Source organism: Pseudomonas sp. DTU_2021_1001937_2_SI_NGA_ILE_001 (assembly GCF_032463525.1).
Taxonomy (GTDB): domain Bacteria; phylum Pseudomonadota; class Gammaproteobacteria; order Pseudomonadales; family Pseudomonadaceae; genus Aquipseudomonas.
This window is the reverse complement of record NZ_CP135971.1, coordinates 4,729,693-4,753,603: the sequence shown is the minus strand read 5'-3', so window position 1 is coordinate 4,753,603 and position 23,911 is coordinate 4,729,693. Positions and strand designations below refer to the sequence as shown.

General features: G+C 63.4%; 26 protein-coding genes, 1 pseudogene and 1 riboswitch. Of the genes and pseudogenes, 16 read left to right on the top strand and 11 right to left on the bottom strand.

All coding sequences use genetic code 11. From position 1 onward, the window contains the following. The first annotated feature begins 67 nt into the window (after positions 1-67). The 3 genes from RRX38_RS20735 (at position 68) to RRX38_RS20725 (ending at position 2,926) form a co-directional block, all read left to right on the top strand. Positions 68-1,033, top strand: coding sequence for a 2-hydroxyacid dehydrogenase (locus RRX38_RS20735; RefSeq protein WP_315960497.1), 966 nt, complete (start codon positions 68-70; stop codon positions 1,031-1,033). Between the two features lie 60 nt (positions 1,034-1,093). After that, positions 1,094-2,092 (top strand): class I SAM-dependent methyltransferase, encoded by a 999-nt coding sequence (locus RRX38_RS20730; RefSeq protein WP_315960496.1) that lies wholly within the window; start codon positions 1,094-1,096, stop codon positions 2,090-2,092. A gap of 39 nt (positions 2,093-2,131) precedes the next feature. Continuing rightward, positions 2,132-2,326: riboswitch (yybP-ykoY riboswitch) on the top strand. Between the two features lie 15 nt (positions 2,327-2,341). Next, on the top strand, positions 2,342-2,926 hold the full coding sequence (locus RRX38_RS20725; RefSeq protein ID WP_295471467.1) for a TMEM165/GDT1 family protein: 585 nt from the start codon (positions 2,342-2,344) through the stop codon (positions 2,924-2,926). 42 nt (positions 2,927-2,968) lie between these two features. On the opposite strand, the gene RRX38_RS20720 is transcribed toward RRX38_RS20725, so the two are convergent. Beyond that, on the bottom strand, positions 2,969-3,787 hold the full coding sequence (locus RRX38_RS20720) for a M48 family metallopeptidase (RefSeq protein ID WP_315960495.1): 819 nt from the start codon (positions 3,785-3,787) through the stop codon (positions 2,969-2,971). Positions 3,788-3,947: 160 nt separating this feature from the next. Between RRX38_RS20720 and RRX38_RS25135 the strand changes: the two are divergent. Both RRX38_RS25135 and RRX38_RS25130 read left to right on the top strand, forming a co-directional pair. Then, positions 3,948-5,291 (top strand): annotated as a pseudogene (locus tag RRX38_RS25135) (HAMP domain-containing protein); the annotation flags it as partial. 15 nt (positions 5,292-5,306) lie between these two features. Beyond that, a complete protein-coding gene (locus RRX38_RS25130) occupies positions 5,307-6,149 on the top strand; it encodes a methyl-accepting chemotaxis protein (protein ID WP_410524923.1) in 843 nt (280 codons plus the stop codon). Between the two features lie 767 nt (positions 6,150-6,916). On the opposite strand, the gene RRX38_RS20710 is transcribed toward RRX38_RS25130, so the two are convergent. From RRX38_RS20710 to RRX38_RS20700, 3 genes are read right to left on the bottom strand one after another with little or no spacing between them, the layout of a single operon-like run. After that, a complete protein-coding gene (locus RRX38_RS20710) occupies positions 6,917-7,540 on the bottom strand; it encodes an SOS response-associated peptidase (RefSeq protein WP_315960493.1) in 624 nt (207 codons plus the stop codon). Position 7,541: 1 nt separating this feature from the next. After that, positions 7,542-7,802 (bottom strand): putative signal transducing protein, encoded by a 261-nt coding sequence (locus RRX38_RS20705; RefSeq protein WP_295471474.1) that lies wholly within the window; start codon positions 7,800-7,802, stop codon positions 7,542-7,544. Beyond that, entirely contained in the window at positions 7,802-7,984 is a 183-nt protein-coding gene (locus RRX38_RS20700) for a CPXCG motif-containing cysteine-rich protein (RefSeq protein WP_295471475.1), read from the bottom strand. Before RRX38_RS20700 ends, RRX38_RS20705 begins: the two co-directional genes overlap by 1 nt. Positions 7,985-8,120: 136 nt before the next feature. Between RRX38_RS20700 and RRX38_RS20695 the strand changes: the two genes are divergently transcribed. Both RRX38_RS20695 and RRX38_RS20690 read left to right on the top strand, forming a co-directional pair. Beyond that, the gene (locus tag RRX38_RS20695; RefSeq protein ID WP_315960492.1) at positions 8,121-9,290 is read left to right on the top strand and encodes a 1-acyl-sn-glycerol-3-phosphate acyltransferase; all 1,170 of its coding nucleotides are present in this window, start codon (positions 8,121-8,123) and stop codon (positions 9,288-9,290) included. Between the two features lie 124 nt (positions 9,291-9,414). Further along, positions 9,415-9,636 (top strand): hypothetical protein, encoded by a 222-nt coding sequence (locus RRX38_RS20690; protein WP_295471478.1) that lies wholly within the window; start codon positions 9,415-9,417, stop codon positions 9,634-9,636. A gap of 73 nt (positions 9,637-9,709) precedes the next feature. Here the strand turns inward: RRX38_RS20690 and RRX38_RS20685 are convergent, their stop codons facing one another. Further along, positions 9,710-10,291 (bottom strand): YajG family lipoprotein, encoded by a 582-nt coding sequence (locus tag RRX38_RS20685; RefSeq protein ID WP_295471480.1) that lies wholly within the window; start codon positions 10,289-10,291, stop codon positions 9,710-9,712. Between the two features lie 155 nt (positions 10,292-10,446). Between RRX38_RS20685 and RRX38_RS20680 the strand changes: the two genes are divergently transcribed. Both RRX38_RS20680 and mqo read left to right on the top strand, forming a co-directional pair. After that, positions 10,447-10,680 carry a hypothetical protein gene (locus tag RRX38_RS20680; protein ID WP_315960491.1) on the top strand — a complete coding sequence of 78 codons (234 nt, stop codon included), beginning with the start codon at positions 10,447-10,449 and terminating at the stop codon, positions 10,678-10,680. 726 nt (positions 10,681-11,406) lie between these two features. After that, complete coding sequence (mqo, locus tag RRX38_RS20675; RefSeq protein WP_315960490.1) at positions 11,407-12,918, top strand: malate dehydrogenase (quinone); 1,512 nt, start codon at positions 11,407-11,409, stop codon at positions 12,916-12,918. 107 nt (positions 12,919-13,025) lie between these two features. On the opposite strand, the gene RRX38_RS20670 is transcribed toward mqo, so the two are convergent. Then, entirely contained in the window at positions 13,026-13,922 is an 897-nt protein-coding gene (locus RRX38_RS20670) for a homocysteine S-methyltransferase family protein (RefSeq protein WP_315960489.1), read from the bottom strand. Between the two features lie 110 nt (positions 13,923-14,032). Between RRX38_RS20670 and RRX38_RS20665 the strand changes: the two genes are divergently transcribed. Both RRX38_RS20665 and RRX38_RS20660 read left to right on the top strand, forming a co-directional pair. After that, positions 14,033-14,854, top strand: a complete 822-nt coding sequence (locus RRX38_RS20665; RefSeq protein WP_295471487.1) for an ABC transporter substrate-binding protein — start codon at positions 14,033-14,035, stop codon at positions 14,852-14,854. Then, positions 14,851-15,681: an amino acid ABC transporter permease gene (locus RRX38_RS20660; protein ID WP_315960488.1), complete on the top strand. Its 831-nt coding sequence runs from the start codon at positions 14,851-14,853 to the stop codon at positions 15,679-15,681. Before RRX38_RS20665 ends, RRX38_RS20660 begins: the two co-directional genes overlap by 4 nt. Positions 15,682-15,723: 42 nt before the next feature. On the opposite strand, the gene RRX38_RS20655 is transcribed toward RRX38_RS20660, so the two are convergent. The 3 genes from RRX38_RS20655 to RRX38_RS20645 all read right to left on the bottom strand — a co-directional run bounded on the left by RRX38_RS20655 (position 15,724) and on the right by RRX38_RS20645 (position 17,157). Continuing rightward, positions 15,724-16,014, bottom strand: coding sequence for a PA4642 family protein (locus tag RRX38_RS20655; RefSeq protein WP_295471491.1), 291 nt, complete (start codon positions 16,012-16,014; stop codon positions 15,724-15,726). A 66-nt stretch (positions 16,015-16,080) separates the two neighbouring features. Continuing rightward, positions 16,081-16,560, bottom strand: coding sequence for a hypothetical protein (locus RRX38_RS20650; RefSeq protein WP_295471493.1), 480 nt, complete (start codon positions 16,558-16,560; stop codon positions 16,081-16,083). A 39-nt stretch (positions 16,561-16,599) separates the two neighbouring features. Beyond that, on the bottom strand, positions 16,600-17,157 hold the full coding sequence (locus RRX38_RS20645; protein WP_295471494.1) for a hypoxanthine-guanine phosphoribosyltransferase: 558 nt from the start codon (positions 17,155-17,157) through the stop codon (positions 16,600-16,602). A 203-nt stretch (positions 17,158-17,360) separates the two neighbouring features. Here RRX38_RS20645 and upp point away from each other — a divergent pair, with 203 nt between their 5' ends. Further along, positions 17,361-17,999 carry a uracil phosphoribosyltransferase gene (gene upp / locus RRX38_RS20640; protein ID WP_295471496.1) on the top strand — a complete coding sequence of 213 codons (639 nt, stop codon included), beginning with the start codon at positions 17,361-17,363 and terminating at the stop codon, positions 17,997-17,999. Between the two features lie 4 nt (positions 18,000-18,003). Further along, the gene (locus RRX38_RS20635; RefSeq protein WP_295471498.1) at positions 18,004-19,281 is read left to right on the top strand and encodes a uracil-xanthine permease family protein; all 1,278 of its coding nucleotides are present in this window, start codon (positions 18,004-18,006) and stop codon (positions 19,279-19,281) included. Between the two features lie 55 nt (positions 19,282-19,336). On the opposite strand, the gene hemH is transcribed toward RRX38_RS20635, so the two are convergent. Next, positions 19,337-20,362 (bottom strand): ferrochelatase, encoded by a 1,026-nt coding sequence (gene hemH, locus RRX38_RS20630; RefSeq protein ID WP_315960486.1) that lies wholly within the window; start codon positions 20,360-20,362, stop codon positions 19,337-19,339. 8 nt (positions 20,363-20,370) lie between these two features. Next, the gene (locus RRX38_RS20625) at positions 20,371-21,279 is read right to left on the bottom strand and encodes a TIGR01777 family oxidoreductase (protein ID WP_315960485.1); all 909 of its coding nucleotides are present in this window, start codon (positions 21,277-21,279) and stop codon (positions 20,371-20,373) included. 311 nt (positions 21,280-21,590) lie between these two features. Between RRX38_RS20625 and RRX38_RS20620 the strand changes: the two genes are divergently transcribed. The 3 genes from RRX38_RS20620 to RRX38_RS20610 all read left to right on the top strand — a co-directional run bounded on the left by RRX38_RS20620 (position 21,591) and on the right by RRX38_RS20610 (position 23,910). Further along, positions 21,591-22,580 (top strand): NAD(P)/FAD-dependent oxidoreductase, encoded by a 990-nt coding sequence (locus tag RRX38_RS20620; RefSeq protein ID WP_295471503.1) that lies wholly within the window; start codon positions 21,591-21,593, stop codon positions 22,578-22,580. Continuing rightward, complete coding sequence (locus RRX38_RS20615) at positions 22,577-22,792, top strand: TIGR02450 family Trp-rich protein (RefSeq protein ID WP_295471506.1); 216 nt, start codon at positions 22,577-22,579, stop codon at positions 22,790-22,792. The genes RRX38_RS20620 and RRX38_RS20615 overlap by 4 nt, the downstream gene beginning before the upstream one ends. A 155-nt stretch (positions 22,793-22,947) precedes the next feature. Then, positions 22,948-23,910 carry a DUF523 and DUF1722 domain-containing protein gene (locus RRX38_RS20610; protein ID WP_315960484.1) on the top strand — a complete coding sequence of 321 codons (963 nt, stop codon included), beginning with the start codon at positions 22,948-22,950 and terminating at the stop codon, positions 23,908-23,910. The last annotated feature ends 1 nt before the right edge of the window (position 23,911 follow it).

Sequence of the window (23,911 nt, the reverse complement as noted above, 5' to 3'; positions counted from 1 at the left end):
GCGGTATGTGGTAGAAAAACGACACATCACCTTACAACTTCATCGATCAACAAAAAAGGTACAGCTGATGAAACACGCCGGCAGCGCCGTTTTTCTGGACTACTCCTCCCTCGACCTGGGCGACCTCGACCTCGGCGTCCTGCGTGACAGCTTCACCGAGCTGACCTTGCACGCCAGCACCTCGACCGAGCAAGTGGTCGAGCACCTGCAGGGCGCGCAGGTGGCGATCACCAACAAAGTGGTGATCGATGCCCAGACCTTCGCCGCCTGCCCGCAGCTCAAGCTGGTGCTGGTCACCGCCACAGGCACCAACAATGTCGACCTGGTCTCGGCCCGCGAACACGGGGTAACGGTGTGCAACTGCCAGGGCTACGGCACCCCCTCGGTTGCCCAGCACACCCTGACCCTGCTGCTGGCCCTGGCCACTCGCCTGCCGGATTACCAGCAGGCCGTCCGGCAAGGTCGCTGGCAGCAGTCGACACAGTTCTGCCTGCTGGACTTCCCGATCGTCGAGCTGGAAGGCAAGACGCTAGGCCTGCTCGGCCATGGCGAGCTGGGCGGTGCCGTGGCGCGGCTGGCCGAAGCCTTCGGCATGCGCGTGCTGCTCGGCCAGGTGCCAGGCCGTCCGGCACGGGCCGACCGCCTGCCCCTGGAAGAACTGCTGCCACAGGTCGATGCCCTGACCCTGCACTGCCCGCTCAACGAGCAGACCCGCCACATGCTCGGTGCTCGCGAGCTGGCGCTGCTCAAGCCGCATGCGCTGGTCGTCAACACCGCACGTGGCGGGCTGATCGACGAACAGGCCCTCGCCGATGCGCTGCGCAACGGCCATTTGGGCGGTGCGGCCACCGACGTGCTGAGCGTCGAGCCACCGGTGAACGGCAACCCGTTGCTGGCTGCCGACATCCCACGGCTGATCGTCACTCCGCACAGCGCCTGGGGCGCCCGAGAAGCGCGGCAGCGCATCGTCGCGCAGACCGCCGAGAATGCCCGGCAGTTCTTCGCAGGCTCGCCGCTGCGCGTCGTGGCGTGAAGCCTGTAGCTCGCCCTGACGCCCCTGCTAAACTGCGCCCTTTTTTCCAGGAGTCAGGACATGGACCCGCGCAGTGAAGTGATTCTCCGCCAGGCCGAGCGGTTTCAAGGCAAGGTACTGCTGGCTGGGTTGCCGGCCGACGACCTGATGGGCCAGCTGCCCGACGCCTGCGGCTGGTCCTGGCATGCCGGTGACCATGCCGCGCTTGAAGCTCGCTTCGCCGGACGGACGCATTTCGGTGTCGAGCCGCCTGCTGGCGATTTCGATGCCGCGGTCTTGTTCCTGCCCAAGGCGCGCGACCTTGCCGACTACCTGCTCAATGCCCTGGCGGCACGCTTGCAGGGTCGCGAACTCTTCCTGGTCGGCGAAAAACGCGGCGGGATCGAAGCCGCTTCCAAGCAATTGCATCCGTTCGGCAAGCCTCGCAAGCTCGACAGCGCGCGGCACTGCCAGCTCTGGCTGGTCGGTGTGGAGCAGGCTCCGCAAGCACGACCGCTGCAAAGCCTGGCACGCACTTACGAAGTGCCCCTGGCCGACGGCCCGCTGCAAGTGGTCAGCCTGCCCGGCGTGTTCAGCCATGGACGGCTTGACCGCGGCACTGCACTGCTGCTCGAAAATCTGGACGGCCTGCCCGCTGGCGCCCTGCTGGACTTCGGCTGCGGCGCGGGCGTGCTGGGAGCCGCCATCAAGCGTCGCAGCCCGCAGAGCGAGGTGGTGATGCTCGACGTCGACGCCTTCGCCACTGCCAGCAGCACGCTGACCCTCGCCGCCAACGGCTTGCAGGCCCAGGTCATCACCGGTGACGGCATCGACGCCGCCCCCGCCGGGCTGCAGGTCATCCTGAGTAACCCACCGTTCCATACCGGGGTTCACACCAACTATCAGGCATCGGAAAACCTGCTGAAAAAAGCCAGCGAACATCTGAAAAAAGGCGGCGAACTTCGCCTTGTGGCGAATAGTTTCCTGCGTTACCAGCCGCTCATCGAGGCGCATGTGGGCGCTTGCCAGACCCTGGCGGAAGGTAACGGCTTCAGGATCTACAGTGCCGTGCGCGGATGAAATAAACGCTTGCCCAAAGCGAAACGGCTAGGCAGAATCCGCTCCGTCCTAGGGGAGTAGTCTCCCACGAGCGCTCAGCTCGTCCGGCATGCATCAACATACTTGGTCCGCAGACCATGGTGCGTGCGACCCAGAATCCGCCTCAGACGGATCAGCGGTTTGACAAGACCTATGACACGCACATCCTTACCCAGGGCGGGGAGGTTGTACGTGTCATTAGCCGTGTCGACCCGCCCTCTGGAACCCCTGATGCTGGAATCCCTGCTCGTCCCTACCGCCATCGTGGCGCTCGCTGAAATCGGCGACAAAACCCAATTGCTCGCACTGATCCTGGCGGCCCGCTTCCGCAAGCCCTGGCCGATCATTGCCGGCATCGTCGCTGCGACCCTGGCCAACCACGCTGCCGCCGGCGCCGTCGGGGCCTGGTTCAGCCAGTTCTTCTCGGATGCCGTGCTGCACTGGATCCTCGCCGCCAGCTTCACCGCCACGGCGCTCTGGACCCTCGTGCCGGACAAAATGGATGACGACGAGGCCAGCACCAAGCGCCAGTTCGGCCCGTTCATGACCACCCTGATCGCCTTCTTCATCGCCGAAATCGGGGACAAGACCCAGGTCGCCACGGTGATGCTCGCCGCCCAGTACAGCTACCTGTGGCTGGTCATCCTCGGCACCACCCTCGGCATGCTGATCGCCAACGTGCCGGTGGTGCTGGCTGGCAACTTCGCTGCCGAGAAACTGCCACTGACATTGATTCGCCGCCTGGCAGCCACGGCCTTCTTCGTCATGGCCCTGGTGGCGGTGTACAAGGCCATGCAGGTCAGCGGCTGGCTGTAACGGCCGGAAAAGGCGTGGCCGGCGCCACGCCTTGGTCGTGGATCAGGACTTTTTGGCTTTTTCGTACAGCGGCATGACTTTCGGAATCGCCGCCTGCAAGGAGGCGATACGGCTGTCCGAAGCCGGGTGAGTGCTCATGAACTCGGGAGGCGAACCCTCGCTCTGCGCGCTCATCTTCTTCCACAGCGTGATCGCTGCATTGGGGTTGTAACCGGCACGCGCGGCCAGCTCCAGCCCCAGCAGGTCGGCTTCGTTCTCGTTGCTGCGGCTGTTGGGCAGGGTCATGCTGTAGTTGACCACGGTATCGGCCAGCGCCAGGCTGTCCTGCCCCAGGCCGAACAGCGCACCAGCGCCCTGTTTGGCCATCGCCACGCCGTAGGCCTTGGACATCGCCTCACGACCGTGCTCGCGCAGGGCGTGGGCGATTTCATGCCCCATCACGGCGGCGATTTCATCGTCGGTCAGTTTCAGGGTATCGATCAGCCCGGTATAGAAGATGATCTTGCCGCCTGGTCCGCAGTTGGCGTTGAGCTCGTCGCTCTTGATCAGGTTGACTTCCCACTGCCACTGCGCCGAATCCGGGCGCAGCTTCGGTGCCTGACCGATCAGCCGGTCGGCGATGGCATGCACTCGCTTGGCATCGTTGCTGGTGGTGTCCAGCACACCCTTGCTCGACGCCTCGCCCACTGTCTCCTGGTAGGACTGCGCGTACATCTTGTTCACCTCATCGGTAGACAACATGCTGAACATGTACTGTTTGCGCTCTACACCGACCGAATCGCCGCTGGTGGTATTCACCGCCTGGCAACCGGCAAGCAGCAGGGCGGCGCCCAAGGCACACATGGCAAAAGTCTGACGCATTACTGGGTTCTCCTTACTCACGTGGCGCTCATCCTAGGCCGCGATACGCTGGCGCGCCAGATACCGGCCAATTGCCGTATTTGTCTCTTCTCCCCGCCCACTGGTTCCCTGCCCGCCAAACTGTCAGATCAACTCGGTAAAAGGTGCATGAATAGGCCTAATGATTTCCGCCCACTGGGCGATAGCGCTTAAGGCACAGCGTCCTTTTTTCCAGGGAGCGGGTATGAAATTCAAGTCGATCCAGTTCTCCATCGCCTTTCTCGCCGGCGCCGTCGTGCTGGGTGTGGCCGTAGCGTTCATCAGTTACGCGCTGTATTCCGGAGCACGGACGCAGGCACTGGTCGAGCAGCGCACCCGAGAGCAGTCGGAGCTGGCGGTCAGGCAACGCCTCGAGGCCCTGGCCCACAGCCAGGCCCAGGCTATACGCCGCGAACTGGAGACACCGCTGCAGATCGCCGCCAACCTGGCACAGGTTAACGCCCTGGCCGGAACCCCTGACAAACAGGGCCGTGCGCAACTGGAGATGAGCCGCGAAGCCCTCATCACCCTGACCCGCGATGCCCTTGAGAAGAATCCACGGCTGATCGACAGCTACATCAGTTGGGAACGCAATGGCCTGCTGCACAACGACGCGGCCTATACCGACCGTGAATACCCTGGCATTGACACCGACGGACGCTTCATTCCGTTGTGGTACCGCAACGACGATGGCAGCGTCGAGCTGAACAAGGTCACCGATCTGGACAACAGTGCCCTGCTGCCTACCGGTGTGCGCGCCAATGAGTTCTATATGTGCGCCAAGGAAACCGGCAAGGGCTGCGTGGTCGACCCAGCGCCCTACCCCATCGGCAACCGCACCGTGATGCTGGCCTCGTTCATTGCGCCGATCATGGTCAACGGCCAGTTCCAGGGTATCGCCGGTGCCGACCTTTCAGTGGATTTCATCCAGGACATGCTGGAGAAGGCCGATCAGGGTCTTTACAACGGTGCCGGTGAAATCGCCCTGATCGCCAGCAATGGCGGCCTGGTGGCCTATACCAAGGACAAGAGCAAGCTCGGCCAGAAGGCCAGCAGCCTGTTCGACGCCAACGAGATCGCCAACCTCGCCAAGCTGTCCAACGACCAGGTCAGCTACGACCTGGACGAAGAGCACGGCCACATCGAGGTGTACATGCCTTTCACCCTGGGCAGCACCAGCGCTCGCTGGACCTTGATGATGCAACTGCCACTCAGCGCGGTGATGGCCGACCAGGAGAAACTGCAGAACGACCTGCAGGCTCAGCGCCGCAGCGACATCCTCGGCATGAGCCTGGTCGGGCTGCTGATCGCGGCCATCGGCCTGCTGGTGATCTGGCTGGCCGCCCGGGGCATTGCCCGACCACTCAAGCAGATGGTCGCCATGCTCGATGACATCGCCCAGGGCGAAGGTGACCTGACACGCCGCCTGCACAGCGACCGCGCCGATGAACTGGGCCGCATTGCCAGCGGCTTCAACACCTTCCTCGGCAAGCTGCAGACCATGATCAGCCAGGTGGTCAGCTCGGTGCAGAAAGTCAGCGACTCCTCGGAGCACACAGCCGATATCGCCATTCGCACCAATCAGGGCGTACAGCGACAACTGGCGGAAATCGACCAGGTCGCCACCGCCGTGCAGGAAATGACCGCGACGGCCCAGGATGTCGCACTCAATGCCACCAAGGCCGCGCAAGCTGCCAACAACGCCGACAGCGCGGCCAGCGAAGGCATGGGCATCGTGCAGAACACCTCCAGCGCCATCGGCAGCCTGGCCAGGGAGATTGGCCGGGCGGTGGAGGTGGTGCAGAACCTCTCGCGCGACAGCGAGAGCATCGATGCGATCCTCACCACCATCCGCAGCATCGCCGAACAGACCAACCTGCTGGCCCTCAACGCCGCCATCGAAGCCGCACGCGCCGGCGAACAGGGCCGTGGTTTCGCGGTGGTCGCCGACGAGGTGCGCAACCTGGCGCAGAAGACCCAGCAGGCGACCCAGGAAATCCAGACCATGATCCAGCAACTGCAATCCGGCACCCGGCAGGTGGTGCAGGTCATGCAGGACAGCCAGGCACGCACCGACGAAAGCGTCGATCACGCCGCACAGGCGGCAGAAGCGCTGAACAGCATCACCCAGGCGGTATCGGTGATCAACGAAATGAACACCCAGATCGCCAGCGCTGCCGAGGAGCAGAGTGCGGTGGCCGAAGACATCAACCGCAACGTCATCAGCATTGGCCAGGTCGCCGGACAGGTGGCCAGTGGTGCCGACGAGGCCAGCCAGGCCAGCGCCGAGCTGACCCGCCTGGCCGAGCAGCAGAGGCGGTTGATCAACCAGTTCAAGGTCTAGGCCCAATGGGTCAGTTAGGCTGAGTAGGAGCGGCTTCAGCCGCGAAGCGACCGCCTGTTCACAGCAGATGCAGTAATTTTCCTGGCTATTTCGCGGCTAAAGCCGCTCCCACCGGGCCACATGCCGCTTAAGCGAACAGTATTGGGGATAGGCCCAATACGTGGCAGTTAGACCGGGTAGGAGCGGCTTCAGCCGCTAAGCGACCGCCTGTTCACAGCAGATGCAGTGATTTTCCTGGCCATTTCGCGGCTAAAGCCGCTCCCACCGGGCCACATGCCGCTTAAGCGAACAGTATTGGGTCTAGGCCCAATACGGGGCAGTTAGGCCGGGCAGGAGCGGCTTCAGCCGCTAAGCGACCGCATGTTCACAGCAGATGCAGTGATTTTCCTGGCTATTTCGCGGCTAAAGCCGCTCCCACCGGGCCACATGCCGCTTAAGCGAACAGTATTGGGGCTAGGCCCAATACGGGGCAGTTAGACCGGGTAGGAGCGGCTTCAGCCGCTAAGCGACCGCATGTTCACAGCAGATGCAGTGATTTTCCTGGCGCTTTCGCGGCTAAAGCCGCTCCCACCGGGCCACATGCCGCTTAAGCGAGCAGTATTGGGGCTAGGCCAATACGAGGCAGTTAGACCGGGTAGGAGCGGCTTCAGCCGCGAAGCGACCGCCTGTTCACAACAGATGCATGGGGGGTTTACTGACCTGTTCGCGAGCAAGCTCCAACAAAAGCCGAAGAGTTCTTAATTGACCTGTATTGGCTTTAGCCGCGACTAGGCCGGCGTCAGGCACGCCGGGCCATCGAGGGTCGGGTCGTTGATGAGGTTGGCCAGGGGGCGCTCACGCAGTTGCATCTGCCGTGAGGCCAGCAGTCCCTGCAGGACATGCTCGGGCGTCTGAGGGTCAAGCCACAGGCGCTGACCTTCCTCATCGAGGATCAGCGGACGGCGCTGGGTCAGCACCGCCTGGGTGACCACCGCCACGCTCAGCCAGTTCTGTTCCTGCACCGGGTAGCTTTCCCAGAGGCCGGCGAAGAACAGCGAAGAGCCTTCGCCAGGGGTCAGCCAGAAAGGTTGCTTGCGGGCATTGCCGCGCCACTCGTAGAAGCCATTGGCAGGCAACAGGCAGCGCCGCTGACGAAACGCGTCGCGGAACATCGGCTGTTCAGCGAGGGTTTCGGCACGCGCATGGGCCGGCGTACGCGACAGGTCGGTCAGCCAGGCCGGGGTCAGCCCCCAGCGGGCACGCGCCAGGCTGCGGTTGCCCTGCTCATCGGCACGCAGCATCAACACCCACTGCGCCGGGGAAATGTTCCATTGCGCCTGCTGGTCGGGGGGAAACCCCGGCAGCCCGGCAAATTCCCGGTTCCAGCGAAACAGGGCATAACGTCCACACATCTCAACACACCAGCACGTCGGGAATACTGTCCGGCTCGTCGCCGTCCACAGGCAAGGCGGCATTGTACGCGCTGATCAGCGCCAGCGCGCGCTCGACCTGCTCGTCATCCACCACGATGCCCAGCAGGCCGCTGACTGGCAGGTGACCGACCGCGCCCAGCAGGTCGCGGCCGACCAGGTGTGCCTGGATGCCTTCGCTGGCCAGCATCCCCAGCAACAGCTCGCCTTCATGCAGGTGTTCAGGCTCATAGATACGTTGCATCACTCGTTCTCGCTACGTACGTCCAGCGTCCATTGCTCGCCATCGGTACGCAGGTCGAAAACGATCGGCCGACAGCACACCGGGCAATCTTCAATGTAGGTCTGATCTCCGGCGGAGAGGTCCAAAACCGCCTCGACGGGTTCGCCGCAATAGGGACAATCGTATTCCTGTAGTTCCTGCATCGGGTCGGCTCCTTGAGTTTTGCGTATAATCGGCCACTGTTCGAAGGCCGGTTCTTTTTACTGAACCCGGATTCTGGTATCCGTTTAATTCAGACCAGCCTTTTCATTACCTGTTTTAGACCCCCTACAAGAGAGCATGATGGGCGAATTCGATGCCATCCGGCCTTATGACGACGCGGAAGTGCCAGCCGTTCTGGCGCGCCTGCTCAGTGACAAGGCTTTCCTCGCTACCCTGACCAAGTTCCGCTTTCCGCGCCTGGCCCGTTCGTTCGGCTGGTTCCTGCAGCCGGCGCTGGCGCGCAAGCTGCGCAAGGAGTTCGCCGGGATCGACTCGGTAGCCACCTTGCAGGACAAGATCGAGTTCTACGTCGATCACACCATCGAACGCGCCACCGATGGCGTGACCTACGCCGGTGTCGAGCAGCTCAAGTCTGGCACCGCCTACCTGTTCCTCGCCAACCACCGCGATATCGTGATGGACCCGGCGTTCGTCAACTACGCGGTGTACCACGCCGGCCTGCCCACGCCACGTATCGCGATTGGCGACAACCTGTTGCAGAAGCCTTTCGTCAGCGACCTGATGCGCCTGAACAAGAGCTTCATCGTGCACCGTTCGATCAGCGGGCGCCGCGAGAAGATGGCCGCCTACCAACTGTTGTCGGCCTACATCAACCACTCGATCACCCGCGACGGGCAGTCGATCTGGATCGCCCAGGCCGAGGGCCGGGCCAAGGATGGCGACGACCGCACCGAGTCAGCGATCCTCAAGATGTTCCACATGAGCCGCAAGGACGAGCCGTTCGGCGACGTGATCCGTTCGCTGAACCTCATTCCGGTTTCGATCAGCTACGAATACGACCCTTGTGACCAGGCCAAGGCCCGCGAGCTGTACATCCGTGCCAGCACCGGCGGCTACGCCAAAACGCCAGGCGAGGACGATATCAGCATCGCCCTGGGCATCACCGGCTACAAGGGCCGGGTGCACGTGAACTTCGCCCCGCCGGTCACCGAGCAGTTCGAAGACACCAAGCAGCTGGCTGCGGAAATCGACCGGCAGATTCTCACCGGTTATCGGTTGTTCCCGGTGCACTACCTGGCCTGGGCGCAGTGGAGCGAGGCCGACCCGCAGCTACAGGTGCCACAGGCCAGCGAACTGTTCGGCGCCGAGGAGCTGGAAAAGGCCCGGAACGAATGGGAAACCCGCCTGGCCGGCTGCCCGCCCGAGCACCGCCCCTACATGATCCAGCAGTACGCGACCCCGGTGCGCAACCAGTACCGGCTCAAGGCTGGTCTGGCACTGCCCTGAGCACGGCGTCGTCACCATATCGTCATCCAGGCAGGGCATTGTATGGCCCTTCAAAAGGACGCCCGGCCCGCGCATGCGCCGGCCGGGCATTTTGCAGGGATTGCCCGCACATTCTGGAGTCGACATGCTGCACGCCAACAATCAGGACCGCCTCTACCACATCGCCCAGAGCGATGAACAACAAGAGCTCATCGACGGCCTGGCCTTCAACGTCCACGATCACCGCTGGCTGGTGTACTGCGCCCTCGGCGGCCATCAGCACCATGACCTGCCCGAGCAGGACCCGCAGACCGGCCTGAGCTTCCTGGATTTTTCCGTGGCCCTGGCTGGCGCAAAAAGCCACTGAGGCAAAAACACAGCCCCATGAAAAAGCCCGGCCCCTCTCACAAGAGGCCGGGCTTTTTCATGACGGGCGCCGTTTACTGCGCCAGGGTGTTACCGATGGTCGGGTCCTGGAACACGCGGGTCAGGGCATCGCTAAGGACATCGCCGACCAGCTTGGTGTTGGTTTCCTGGTTGGGCGCCATGCCGAAACGCTGGTCCAGCGAGGCGGCGTAACGGCCATTGTAGGAACGGCCGTTGTTGCGCACGTCAGCACGGAAGGTCGAGCTGATGGTCGCTTCGGTCACGTACATGCCTTCCTTCGGCGACTGATAGCGCAGGTCAGCCAGGGTCACGGTCAACTGCGGGGCATTGCCACCCTGAGTCGGCGTAAAGCCGAGCAGGCGCACGGCGGCTTCTGCCTGGGCCTGCAGCTTGGGCAGCACGTCGGCGCCGCTGACGGTGATGGAGCTGGTTTCCGGATACATGCCGCCACGGGTGCCCAGCACCTGGCTCTGGCGGCCATCGACGACACGCACGACCACCGGCTGGCCATGGCCGACCGGCGCCAGCTGCGCGGTAATGCGCGGCTGCGGGCTCAGCTGTTGCGGGCTGTGGGCACAACCGACCAGGGTCAAACTGCTTACGGCAAGCAGACCAAACAAAACGCGACGCAGCATGCTCATATCTCCACGGGGGCAGGCAATCGATGGGCGGCAGTATAGCGAAAATCCGACCGCTGGCAGCGCCTGCTGGTTCAGCGCCAGCGGCATTGTAATGCGCATGTCACTTCACTGCGCCAAGCTGTGCGCAGTTTTCCAAAGAGAGCATCGTCATGAGCTTTTTCCGGTCTCTGTTCAGCGCACGCCCTGCCCCGCGCCACTTCGCACGCCTGGATGAAAGCGGTATCTGCCGTGCCTTCAAACACTGCAGCCACGCGCCACAGGGCGGCGAGTGGGTCGAGGTCAACGAACAACGCCTGGTCTGGCTGGGTCAGCCCCTGCCCGCCAGCGCCCGGATCACGCCACGTGCCGCACGCTCGGCGCTGCGCCTGCTGCTGGCGGCCTGAATTAATCGACATAAATGTCAATCAGGCCAACCAATTCCCGATGTTTCATCGCTATAATCTCCCCCCGATTATAAGGACGTCTCCTGATCGGGCCTCGCTGCATCGCTAATCCACGAAATTAGCTCCTTCGCAATGCCCACAGAGAGCCGCCCACGCAGTCCGGTCGTATCGCGATGATTCGATGGGCGGCGCGCACTCGCTCGGATCCGATCGAACCTTTCGCGCCCCCCGACGCCTCACTTGTGAACAGCGGACATGCCGGAGCTGCCCTCGCAGCCCCTTTTGAGGTTTGGTTCGCGTCTCCAAAAAGAGGCACGAAATAACGGGTTTCACAACTTCACAAGAGTGTGGCGAGCACATGAATAGGTTTGTAGATGCACCGGCGTCATCATCGGCTTCCCCAGGCAGGGTCGAACGTCACCACGCAGAGTCATCGTCAGGCGTCTGACGATGGTCGTATGGCCCCACAGGCTGCAAAATGCGTTCATGATCGTCTGGATGAACCCCTTGCAGCCCTGCCGGACCTGCGCGTGAGATGCAAAACATTGCTGGGATCCGCCCCTTGAGCATCGCTGACCGGCGCCCTCGGGCAGATCCTGAAAACCGGACACTCGTTCCCGGCCAGGACGTGCGAAGCATGATGCCGCATCATGCCCTCAATACCTGGCAATCAGCCTCGGGAACGCAGGCCGTCCATTGGGTGTTGCAGATTTTGGAGACGCGTTAATGGCGCATAACGAAGCAGTCGACGTAGTACTGGTCGGAGCGGGCATCATGAGTGCCACGCTGGGCGTGCTGCTCAAGGAGCTCGACCCCAGCCTGAAGCTGGAAGTCGTCGAGCTGATGGATTCCGGCGCTGCAGAGAGTTCCAACCCCTGGAACAACGCCGGCACCGGTCACGCCGGCCTGTGCGAGCTGAACTACACCCCGCAAGCCGCCGACGGATCCGTCGACATCAAGAAAGCCGTGCACATCAACACGCAGTTCGAGGTCTCGAAGCAATTCTGGGCCTATCTGGTGCGCAAGGGCAGCTTCAAGACGACCAGTACCTTCATCAATCCCGTCCCGCACCTGAGCTACGTGCAGGGCGAAAAGGACATGTCGTTCCTCAAGACCCGTTTCGAAACCCTGCGCCAGCACCATGCCTTCGCCGCGATGGAATACACCGAAGACCACGGCAAGCTGAAGGAGTGGATGCCGCTGATGATGGCCGGCCGACCGGCCGACCAGAAGCTCTGTGCCACCCGCATGACCAACGGCACCGACGTCAACTTCGGCGCCCTGACCAACCAGTTGCTCGCGCATCTGGCCAGCGAGCCTGACGCCCAGGTCAAGTACAACAAGCGCGTGACCAACCTGACCCGCAACGGCCAGGGCTGGACCGTCACCATCAAGGACGTCAATACCGGCAGCACCCGCGATATCGACGCCCGCTTCGTGTTCCTCGGCGCTGGCGGCGCGGCCCTGCCGCTGCTGCAGATGTCCGGCATCGAGGAAGGCAAGGGCTTCGGCGGCTTCCCGGTCAGCGGCCAGTGGCTGCGCTGCGACAACCCGGAGGTGGTCAAGCTGCACCAGGCCAAGGTGTACAGCCAGGCAGCGGTCGGCTCGCCACCGATGTCGGTGCCGCACCTGGACACCCGCGTGGTCGATGGCAAGAAGTCTCTGCTGTTCGGACCGTTCGCCGGCTTCACAACCAAGTTCCTCAAGCACGGCTCGCTGCTCGACCTGCCGCTGTCGGTGCGCATGAGCAACATCAAGCCAATGCTGGCCGTGGCCCGCGACAACATGGACCTGACCAAATACCTGGTCAGCGAAGTGCGCCAGTCCATGGAACAGCGCCTCGACTCGCTGCGCCGCTTCTATCCGCAGGCCAAAGCCGAGGACTGGCGCCTGGAGATCGCCGGCCAGCGCGTGCAGATCATCAAGAAGGACGCCAAGAAAGGCGGCGTGCTGCAGTTCGGTACCGAGCTGGTCGCGGCCGCCGACGGTTCCCTGGCCGCCCTGCTCGGCGCCTCGCCTGGGGCCTCGGTGACCGTATCGATCATGCTTGAGCTGATCGAACGCTGCTTCGCCGACAAGGCCAAGGGTGAATGGACAGCCAAGCTCAACGAGATCTTCCCGGCTCGTGAGAAGGCCCTGGCCAGCGATGCGCAGCTGTACCAGCGCATCAGCGCACAGAGCGACGAAGCCCTGAACCTGGCGGCACACCAGGAGAGCGAAGCACAAAGCATCGCCTGATGGCCTGACCGCCAGTCAAACGCAAAACCCCGTGCTGCTCGCCGAGCCACGGGGTTTTGTGTTTTTACAGGCCAGGTATGCAAGGGCGTAGCGCCTTGCGGGGAAGATCAGAGGCTGCGGGCCAGCACTTCAATGTGCTCCGGGCCAATGCCGCAGCAGCCGCCGATGTGCGTGGCGCCGCGCTTGACCCAGTCGGCGGCCCACTGCTGGTAACCCTGCGGGTCGAGGTCCTCACGCAGCTCGTCCAGGCCATCGTTGGCGGTGGCGTCCTTGGGCTGTGGCGGGAAGGCGTTGGCGTAGGCCCCCACACCGATCTGCACGTTCAGCTCGGCAAACACGGCACGGGCGGTATCGATGGCGGCACCGATCACTTCCGGCTGGCTGCAGTTGAACAGCAGGGTCGCCGCGCCCAGCTCGGCTGCCGCACGCGCGGCGTCGGCCACTGGCTCGCCCGAGCGCAGGCGCGGAGTGTCGTCGACGTCTTCATCCTGCAGGGTGAACGACAGCCAGAAGGGCTTGCCATCGGCTGGCAAACCGGCGCGGATGGTACGTGCCTCGATGATGCTGCTCTGGGTTTCCGCCAGCCACAGATCCACATGGGGGGCCAGCCCCGTCACCAACGGCTGCAACACCTGTGCGGCGCGCGAGGCATCGAACAGGTCGGGACGGTAGGAACCGAACAGCGGTGGCAGCGAACCGGCCACCAGTACCCGCCCACCGACCGCATCGGCGGCCTGCCGGGCCAGTTGCCCGGCGGTTACTGCCAGCGCCTGACCTTCACGGGCGAAGCGCTCCTCGCCGATATGAAACGGCACCACCGCATAGCTGTTGGCAGTAATGACCTGGGCACCTGCCTGGATGTACGCGGCGTGCACCGCAACGACCGCTTGCGGAGACTCGGTCAGCGCCAGGGCCGACCACTCCGGCTGGCGGAACGGCGCGCCCCGGCGTTGCAGTTCGCGGCCCATGCCGCCGTCGAGAATTACTGTCGAACCTTGAGTCATATTCGCTCTACTTATATACATATGAAAAAGACTCATTAGAATTGAGCCTTATATAACGTATTTAATACGCCACTTTCTTCAAACGACAACCATTATTTCGAGGTTCCTTCGTGAAACTACGTGCGCTTCTGGGTATCGGCCTTTTCGCCCTGACCGTCTCCAGCCAGGCCCTGGCGGGCGCGACCCTGCAGCGTGTGCAGGACAACAAGGAACTGGTCAACGTGCTGATGGAGAGCTACCCGCCCTTCTCCTTCCTCAACGACCAGAACCAGCTAGATGGCTTCGATGTCGACGTGGCCAAGGCCGTGGCCGACAAGCTGGGCGTCAAGCTGCGCCTCGAAACGCCCTCCTGGGACGTGATCGCCGCAGGCCGCTGGGCCGGCCGCTATGACATCTGCATCTGCTCCATGACCCCCAGCCAGTCGCGTGCCGAAGTGTTCGACTTCCCGGTGGAGTACTACGCGTCGCCAGCGGTGATCGTGGTCAACGCCCAGGATGACCGTATCCACGCTGCCAAGGACCTGAGCGGCAAGAAGGTCGGCCTGACCAGCGCGTCAAGCTACGAGAGCTACCTGAACAAGAACCTGGTGATCGAAGGCGGCAGCGGCAAGCCCCTGGAGTATCCGTTCGAAAACGTGCAGATCGCCCCCTACGACAACGACAACGTGGCGTTCCAGGACCTCGGCCTGGGTGCCGGCAAGCGCCTGGATGCGGTGCTGACCAACCTGGTCACTGCCCAGCCTCGCCTGGACCAGGACAAGCGCTTCAAGCTGGCCGGCCCGGCCCTGTACGAAGAGCCGAACTTCGTCGCCATCGAGAAAGGCGATGCCGAGTGGAACGCCAAGGTTCGCGAGGTCTTCGAAGAACTCAAGAAGGACGGCACACTGGCCCGCCTGTCGCAGAAGTGGATCGGCGCCGACATCAGTAAATGACCAGCTTTCCGAAACGCCCTCCCGTGCCGGCCCGACAGGGTCTGCTCAAGCGCCTGTTCGGCTTCAGGACCCGGCTGTACCTGACCTGGGCGACGATGTTCGCCCTGTTCACCGGTTTCTTCCTGAGCTTCGACCTGAAGTTCTCGATCATCCTCGACAAGTTGCCCAACCTGGTCGGCCTGCACCTGGCGCCCAACGGCTTCCTGCAAGGTGCGGCGCTGACACTGTTCGTGTGTCTGTGCTCGATCGTGGTCTCGGTACTGCTGGGCTTCGTCGCCGCCCTGGCGCGGCTGTCGCGCAGTGCGGTGGCGTTCGGCATCGCCAGCTTCTATGCCTCGTTCTTCCGCGGCACACCGCTGCTGATCCAGATTCTGCTGATCTACCTGGGGCTGCCGCAAATCGGCGTGGTGCCGGGGGCGATTCTCGCCGGGGTGATCGCCCTGTCGCTGAACTACGGCGCCTACCTCAGCGAGATCTTCCGGTCCGGCATCATTGGCGTCGCCGCTGGCCAGCGCGAAGCCGCCATGGCCCTGGCGCTGCGCCCGGCCCAGGTGTTCTGGCTGATTACGCTACCGCAGGCGATGCGCACCATCATCCCGCCGACCACCAACCAGTTCATCTCGATGCTCAAGGACTCGTCGCTGATTTCAGTGATGGGGGTATGGGAAGTGATGTTCCTGGCCCAGTCCTACGGCCGCTCCAGCTATCGCTACATCGAGATGCTGACCACGGCGGCGGCGCTGTACTGGATCATGTCGATCGGCCTGGAATTGCTCCAGGCGCGCCTGGAAAGGCACTACGGCAAGGCCTACCAGCCGCGAAACTGACAGGCCGATGTGAGCGAGCCGGCTCGCTCACAGACAATGGCCTCAGGCGGCGCGCGCCTTCTCCACCAACTCGATGTAGTCATCGGCGTTGCGCTGGTCCTTGATCAGCTCGACGAAGGTCTGACCTTGTGCGTCCTTGCCGTCCAGGTCGTAGCCCGCCTCACGGAAGAACACCAGGAAACGCTCGAAATCATCGATGCGCAGGCCCCGGTAGGCCTTGATCAGCTTGTGCAGCGACGGCGAGGTGGCGTCGACGGGCTCGAATTCGAGGAACAGCTTGATCTGCTCGTCACCGATCTCGTCGCCGATGATCTGCTTCTTGTCTTTACGCATTGCGGGCTCCAAGGGGCACGGTCACTTTCACGGGGCGGGCAGTGTATATCCGCCACGCCGCTTAGCTCAACGCGGCTTTGCCCCGGCCGTGTGCAGGTCGGCCCAGACATGCCCGTTGGCGTACACCAGGAACTGGCAGTAGACCTTCTCGTTGCGCAGCAGGTCGACCAGCGTGCGGTAATGCGATTGCGGGTAATACAGCGTCAGGGTGCGGCTGGCGGCATCGAAACTAGGTCTCTTCAGGCTCTTGCTTTCACCGTCGAAGTGGATCTGCACCTCGCTGAGGGTCGCGCCCTTGTTCAGCGGCTTGCCGCGCAGGCTGATCGACAGCGGCGCGGTGACCGGAATCGGTTGCTGGTTGGAGGGCCGCTGGTTGCCCACCACCACCGAATACTCGGTAATCAGCATCAATTGCTGCTGCTCAGGCGTGCCCTCGCGCAGACTCTGGTCATCCGGCGGCAGGTACTGCTCGTGCATGGGCCCCGCCACAGCGCTGCCGGCAAGCAGCGCCAGGGCCAGCGCGGCGCTGATCATCAGTGATTTCATTGACACACTCCTTGTCGTCCAGTCGCCGCGCCCGGCTGCTTACAGGCCCTTGACCGCATAGATGCCAGCGGCGTTACGCCAGTAGCCCTTGTAGTCCATGCCGAAACCGAAGATGAAGCGGTCCACGCACGGCAGGCCCACGTAGTCGGCCTTGTACTCGGGGCGCGCCTTGCGGTCGTGATCCTTGTCGATCAGCACGGCAGTATGCACAGCGCGGGCACCGGCGTGACGGCAGAAGTCGATGATCGCGCCCAGGGTGTGACCTTCATCGAGGATGTCGTCGATGATCAGCACGTCGCGGTCGATGAACGAGACTTCCGGCTTGGCCTTCCAGAACAGCTCGCCGCCGCTGGTTTCGTTGCGGTAGCGGGTGGCATGCAGGTAAGAGGCTTCCAGAGGGAACTTCAGGTGGGTGAGCAGCTTGCCGCAGAAGATCAGGCCGCCGTTCATCACGCAGAACACCACCGGGTTGCGATCGGCCAGTTCAGCGGTGATTTGCGCACCGACGCGGGCGATGGCGGCATCGACCTCGGCCTCGCTGTAAAGGCAGTCAGCCTCGCGCATGACTTGACGGATATGCTCGAGATCAGCGGACATGAATCGCTCCAGTTAACAATGAGAAAAACCGGCAAAGGTACGCATCCCCTCGTTCGAGGGCAAGCAGATCTAGACTGACGTCGATGGAATCATCACTTCGGCAGCGAAAATGGGTAGGAAGATACTTCATCTGCCGTAAGACAGTAACCGCCGAATCGATTAATCTAGGCCGTTTTTTGCCCGCCTCCAGGAGCCCTTTGCCCATGCCCATCCGTGAAATCCGCCACCCGCTGATCCGCCACAAGATCGGCCTGATGCGCCGCGCCGACATCAGCACCAAGAATTTTCGCGAACTGGCCCAGGAAGTCGGCGCGCTGTTGACCTACGAGGCCACCTCCGACCTGCCGCTGGAAAGCTACGAGATTCCTGGCTGGGCAGGCCCGGTGCAGGTCGAGAAGATCGCCGGCAAGAAAATCACCGTGGTGCCGATCCTGCGCGCCGGCATCGGCATGCTCGACGGCGTGCTCAGCCTGATCCCCGGTGCCAAGGTGAGCGCCGTCGGTGTGGCGCGCAACGAAGAAACCCTGCAGGCGCACACCTATCTGGAAAAGCTGGTGCCGGAAATCGACGAACGGCTGGCGATGATCATCGACCCGATGCTGGCCACCGGCAGCTCAATGGTCGCCACCATCGACCTGCTGAAGAAGGCTGGCTGCAAGGAAATCCGCGCCATGGTGCTGGTTGCCGCACCGGAAGGCATCGCTGCGGTGGAGAAGGCCCACCCGGATGTACAGCTGTACACTGCGTCGATCGACGAGCGCCTGAACGAACATGGCTATATCATTCCCGGCCTGGGCGATGCCGGCGACAAGATCTTCGGCACCAAGCAGAAGGACGCCTGAGCCGATGAAGCATGACGAGTTCAATGACCCCCTTTGGCGCACCGTGCTGTCGGGGGCACAGATGCTGTTCGTGGCGTTCGGCGCCCTGGTACTGATGCCGCTGATTTCCGGGCTCGACCCCAACGTCGCGCTGTTCACCGCCGGCCTCGGCACCCTGCTGTTCCAGCTGGTGACCGGCCGCCAGGTGCCGGTGTTCCTGGCGTCCAGCTTCGCCTTCATCACCCCGATCATTCTCGCCAAGGGCCAGTTCGGCCTGGCGGCGACCATGGGCGGCGTAATGGCCGCCGGCTTCGTCTACACCTTCCTGGGCCTGGCGGTGAAGATCAAGGGCACCGGTTTCATCGACCGCCTGCTGCCACCCGTGGTGATCGGCCCGGTGGTGATTTCCATCGGCCTGGCCATGGCGCCCATCGCCGCCAACATGGCCATGGGCAAGGCCGGTGACGGCTCCGTACTGATCCACTACCAGACCGCCATGTGGATCTCCATGCCGGCGCTGCTGACCACCCTGATCGTCGCCGTATTCGGCAAGGGCATCTTCCGCCTGGTGCCGATCATCGCCGGCGTGCTGGTGGGCTTCGCGCTGTCGTTCTGGTTCGGCGTGGTGGACACCAGCAAGATCGCCGCAGCGCCCTGGCTGGCGATGCCGCACTTCACCGCACCGGAATTCAACTGGCAGGCCATCCTGTTCATCGTCCCGGTGGCCCTGGCACCGGCCATCGAGCACATCGGCGGGGTGATCGCGGTGGGCAGCGTGACCGGTCGTGACTACCTGAAGACTCCCGGCCTGCACCGCACCCTGCTGGGCGACGGCATTGCCACCACCTCGGCCGGCCTGTTCGGTGGTCCGCCCAACACCACCTACGCGGAAGTCACCGGCGCGGTGATGCTGACCAAGAACTACAACCCGAAGATCATGACCTGGGCGGCGGTGTTCGCCATCAGCCTGGCGTTCATCGGCAAGTTCGGCGCGCTGCTGCAAAGCATTCCGGTACCGGTGATGGGCGGCATTCTCTGCCTGCTGTTCGGCTCCATCGCGGCGGTGGGCCTGAACACCATGATCCGCCACAAGGTGGACCTGGCGGAGGCGCGCAACCTGGTGATCGTTTCGGTGACCCTGGTGTTCGGTATTGGCGGCGTGCTGGTCGGCACTGGCGATGGCCCGGATGACTTCGGCCTCAAGGGCATCGCCCTGTGCGCCATCACCGCCATCGCGCTGAACCTGATCCTGCCGGGCAACGACGGCTGGAAGCACAAGCAGGCGGAAGATCGCCTGCCTTGATGTGGCCTGACAGGGCTGATTTCAGCCGGGAAAGGCATCCCGGCTGAAGCCGGTCCTACAGGGGCTGGGTGGTGGTCTCGCAAAGGCGCTTGAGTGCGGCGGCCCAGTTCGGGTCGTCGTTCAGGCACGGCACCAGCACCAGTTCCTCCCCTCCTGCCTCGCGGAACTGCTCGGCGCCACGGTCGCCGATCTCTTCCAGCGTCTCGATGCAATCGGCGACGAACGCCGGGCACATCACCAGCAGCCGCTTTACCCCCTGGGCCGCCAGCTCGTCGAGGCGTGTCTCGGTATAGGGCTCGATCCACTTGGCTCGCCCCAGACGCGACTGGAACGATACAGACCACTTGCCATCCGCAATGCCGGCCAGCCTGGCGAACGCCGCCGCCGACTGCATGCACTGGGCGCGATAGCAGGTCTTGAGCACTTCCGGCGGCGCACTCATGCAGCAGTCATCGCTTTTGAAGCAGCACTGCCCGGTCGGGTCGAGCTTGCTCAGATGGCGCTCCGGCAAGCCATGGAAGCTCAGCAACAGGTGATCGTACGGCTGCTCCAGGAACGGCGTGGCGCTCTGCACCAGCGCATCGAGGTATTCGGCCTGGTCGAAGAATGGCGGCAGCAGCGCCACTTCCAGCCTCAGGCCGCGCTCACGGATGACCCGGCGCGCTTCTTCGATCACCGTGGTCACCGTGCTGTCGGCGAAATGCGGGTACAGCGGTGCCAGGGTCACTTTGCCGATGCCTTGGCCTGCCAGGCGCACCAGGGTCGATTCGATGGACGGCTCGCCGTAGCGCATCGCCAGTTCTACCGGACCGTGCGGCCATTCTTCGCGCATGCGCGCCTGCAAGCGGCGGCTGAGCACCACCAGTGGCGAGCCTTCGTCCCACCAGATCGAGGCGTAGGCGTGGGCCGACTGCTCCGGACGCTTGATCAGGATCAGCGACACCAACAACCGGCGCACCGGCCACGGCAGGTCGATGACATAGGGGTCCATCAGGAACTGATTGAGGTAGCGGCGCACGTCACCCACGCTGGTGGAGGCCGGTGAGCCCAAGTTGATCAGCAACAGCGCGTGATCGGTCATGCAAGATCCTATTTCGATGAGGGAGCCAGCACGTCAGCCAAGGCGTCGTGCAGTTCGGTAAAGCGGAACACGAAACCGGCTTCGCCCAGCCGCGTCGGACGAGCACGCTGGCCCCCGAGCAGCAGGCCGGACATCTCGCCGAACAGCAGGCGCAGCGGCAACGCCGGCAGCGGCATGAACGCCGGACGGTGCAGCACACCGCCAAGCGTCTTGGCGAATGCGCGGTTACGCACCGGCGAAGGCGCACAGAGATTATAGGGACCTCGGGCAGCGGCCTGGTTCAAGAGAAAATCTATCGCCCCGATCTGGTCGTCGATATGCACCCAGGGCATCCACTGCCGGCCGCTGCCAATCGGCCCACCCAGCCCCAGGCGAAATGGCGGCAGCAGACGCTGCAGGAAGCCGCCCTGGCCAGACAGCACCAAGCCCGTGCGCACCAGGACCACGCGCAGACCGAGGGCCTCGGCACGCAGCGCGGTTTCTTCCCAGGCCTGGCACAGCTGGCTGGCGAAGTCGTCCTTGACTGGCTGCTGGTGCTCATCCAGCTCGCGCTCGCCACCATCGCCATACCAGCCCACCGCCGAGCCGGACACCAGCACCTGCGGTCGCTGCGTCTGGCTTTCGATCCAGGCCAGCAGCTGCTCGGTCAGGCCGATACGACTCTCCCACAACTGCAACCGGCGCTTGCGGGTCCAGGGCCGATCGGCGATAGGCGCACCCGCCAGGTTGACTACCGCATCGACCGGCTGACCGTCGAGTTCAGCGAAACGGGAGATACCGCGCACACCCTCCCCGCACAAACGTCGTACTTCGCCAGGACGGCGGCTGACTACCGTCAGCTGATGCCCCTGTGCCTGCCAGAGCTGGCAGAGCGCCTTACCGATCAAACCTGTGCCGCCGGTCAGCAAGATGTGCATGGCAGGTATCCTTGAGTGGCGTTCGTGGCCTTTGAGTAGTCTATTGCTTGCAGGCCGTGGCCTTGGCCGTGATTCGTGACGCACTGTCCCTTTGCTGAACCATAGGCCACACCTGAAAGGATTGGAGCTTTACTGCCCAGAACCGGGTAGTTGGCCCATTGTCTATGAGCTACAGACAGACCGTCATGGACAGTACGAGTTGCAGGCTGCGCAGCACTGGAAATGCGAACCGCTGCAACTTATACCAAATTACGAGATTGTACAGGTTTTAAGGACGGCGTAGTCTGTGCAGACAAGGTAACGAGGCCCCTATGACTGTACCTATCGCAATCATCGGTACCGGTATCGCCGGACTCTCCGCCGCCCAGGCGCTCCACGCCGCCGGGCACGCCGTTCACCTTTTCGACAAGAGCCGCGGCAGCGGCGGCCGCATGTCCAGCAAGCGCAGTGATGCCGGCTCGCTGGACATGGGCGCGCAATACTTCACCGCCCGCGACCGGCGCTTCGTCAGCGCGGTCAACCAGTGGCAGGCCAATGGCTGGGTCGCCGAATGGAAGCCCTCGCTGTACAACTACCACGGCGGACGCCTCAGCCCTTCCCCGGATGAACAGGTGCGCTGGGTCGGTACACCGGGCATGAGCGCCATCACCCGGGCGATGCTCGACGACCTGCCGGTCACCTTCTCGTGCCGGATCACCGAAGTCTTTCGCGGCAGCCGCCACTGGAACCTGCTGGACGCCGATGGCAAGAGCCACGGGCCGTTCAGTCATGTGGTCATCGCCACCCCGGCGCCACAGGCCACCACCCTGCTGGCGGCTGCGCCCAAGCTTGCCGGGGTGGTGGCCGGGGTCAAGATGGACCCCACCTGGGCCGTGGCCTTGGCCTTCGGCACACCGCTGGACACCCCGTTGCAGGGCTGCTTCGTGCAGGACAGCCCGCTCGACTGGCTGGCCTGCAACCGCAGCAAGCCAGGCCGCGACGGCGCCCTGGACACCTGGGTGCTGCATGCCACCAGCCAATGGAGTCGCGACCACGTCGATATGCCCAAGGAGGAAGTCATCGACCATCTGCATGGTGCCTTTGCCGAGCTGGTCAGCTGCGCCATGCCAGCGCCGCTGTTCAGCGTCGCGCACCGCTGGCTGTATGCACGCCCTGCCGGGGTGCATGAGTGGGGCGCGCTGTCGGATGCCGACCTGGGTATCTACGTGTGTGGCGACTGGTGCCTGTCGGGGCGCGTAGAAGGCGCCTGGCTCAGTGGCCAGCAGGCCGCCCACCGACTGTTGGAGCACCTTGCCCGTTGAACCGCATCAACCCCCGCAAACTGCTGCTGTCGAAGTGGACGGCAGCAGCCCCGCAGAATCGCGAGAAGCATTTTCTGGTGACCGAGCTATTCCGCGACGAGGAAGGTACGGTGCTGGAAATCGAACTGCAGGCCGTATTGACCCAGCGTAGCGAGCGCTTGCCCTGGCAAGTGTTGCAGGATGCCGATCGCTGGCGGATGGGCTGGAAGTAGGCAAGCCTTCACTCCCCCGGCCCTGCGCCGTGGAATCGGCCCGCAGCGCAGGCACTTGTACAAATTATTTGACTTGTACAAGCCCGCATCTAAGATGAACTCTCATTGTACAGCGTATGTCATCTGTATAAGTTTAAGCGTTCGCGAGGTGCCTGATGTCCGTATCCCCCTCTGAAAAACCCAAGCTGGGTGTCAGCGCCTGCCTGATGGGCGTCGAGGTGCGTTACAACGGTGGACACAAGCAATCCGACCTGTGCACCGGCGCCCTGCGCGAGTATTTCGACTTCGTTCCTGCCTGCCCGGAAGTCGCCATTGGCCTGGGCATCCCGCGTGAGACCATTCGGCTGGTCGGTGATCCCGAGCGGCCCCAGGCGGTCGGCAACGTACACCCGGAGCTGAACGTCACGCGGCAACTCGCCGAATACGGTGAGCACATGGCCGGCGAGATGACCGATATCAGCGGCTACATTTTCATGCAGAAGTCGCCCTCCTGCGGCCTGGAACGGGTCAAGGTCTACCGTGACAACGGCGCGCCTTTCGACGGCGGCGGCCGCGGCATCTATGCCCAGGCGTTCTGCGAGCGGCAGCCCGACCTGCCGGTGGAGGAAGACGGCCGGCTCAACGACCCGGCGCTGCGCGAGAATTTCATCACCCGTGTCTATGCGTACGCCGCCTGGCAACGCTTGCTCAGGGACGGCCTGAGCCGACGCGCGCTGACCGAATTCCACTCGCGCTACAAGTACCAGCTCATGGCTTGTGACGTCACGCAGTACAAGGCACTGGGCAAGATGCTCGGCAGCATGGGCCGCAGCGACCCCGAAGAGGTCGGCCCGCAATACTTCAGCCTGCTGATGAACGCCTTGAAGAAATGCGCCACCCGAGGCAGCCACACCAATGTGCTGCAGCACCTGTGCGGCTATCTCAAGCAGACCCTCAGCGCCGGCGACAAGCAGGAGCTGCAGGGACTGATCAACCAGTATCACCAGGGGATCGTGCCGCTGATCGTGCCACTGACCCTGCTCAAACACCATTTCCGTCACCACCCGGACCCGTACGTGGCCCTGCAGGTTTACATGCAGCCACATCCGGAGCCGCTCAGCCTGCGCAACGCCATCTGAA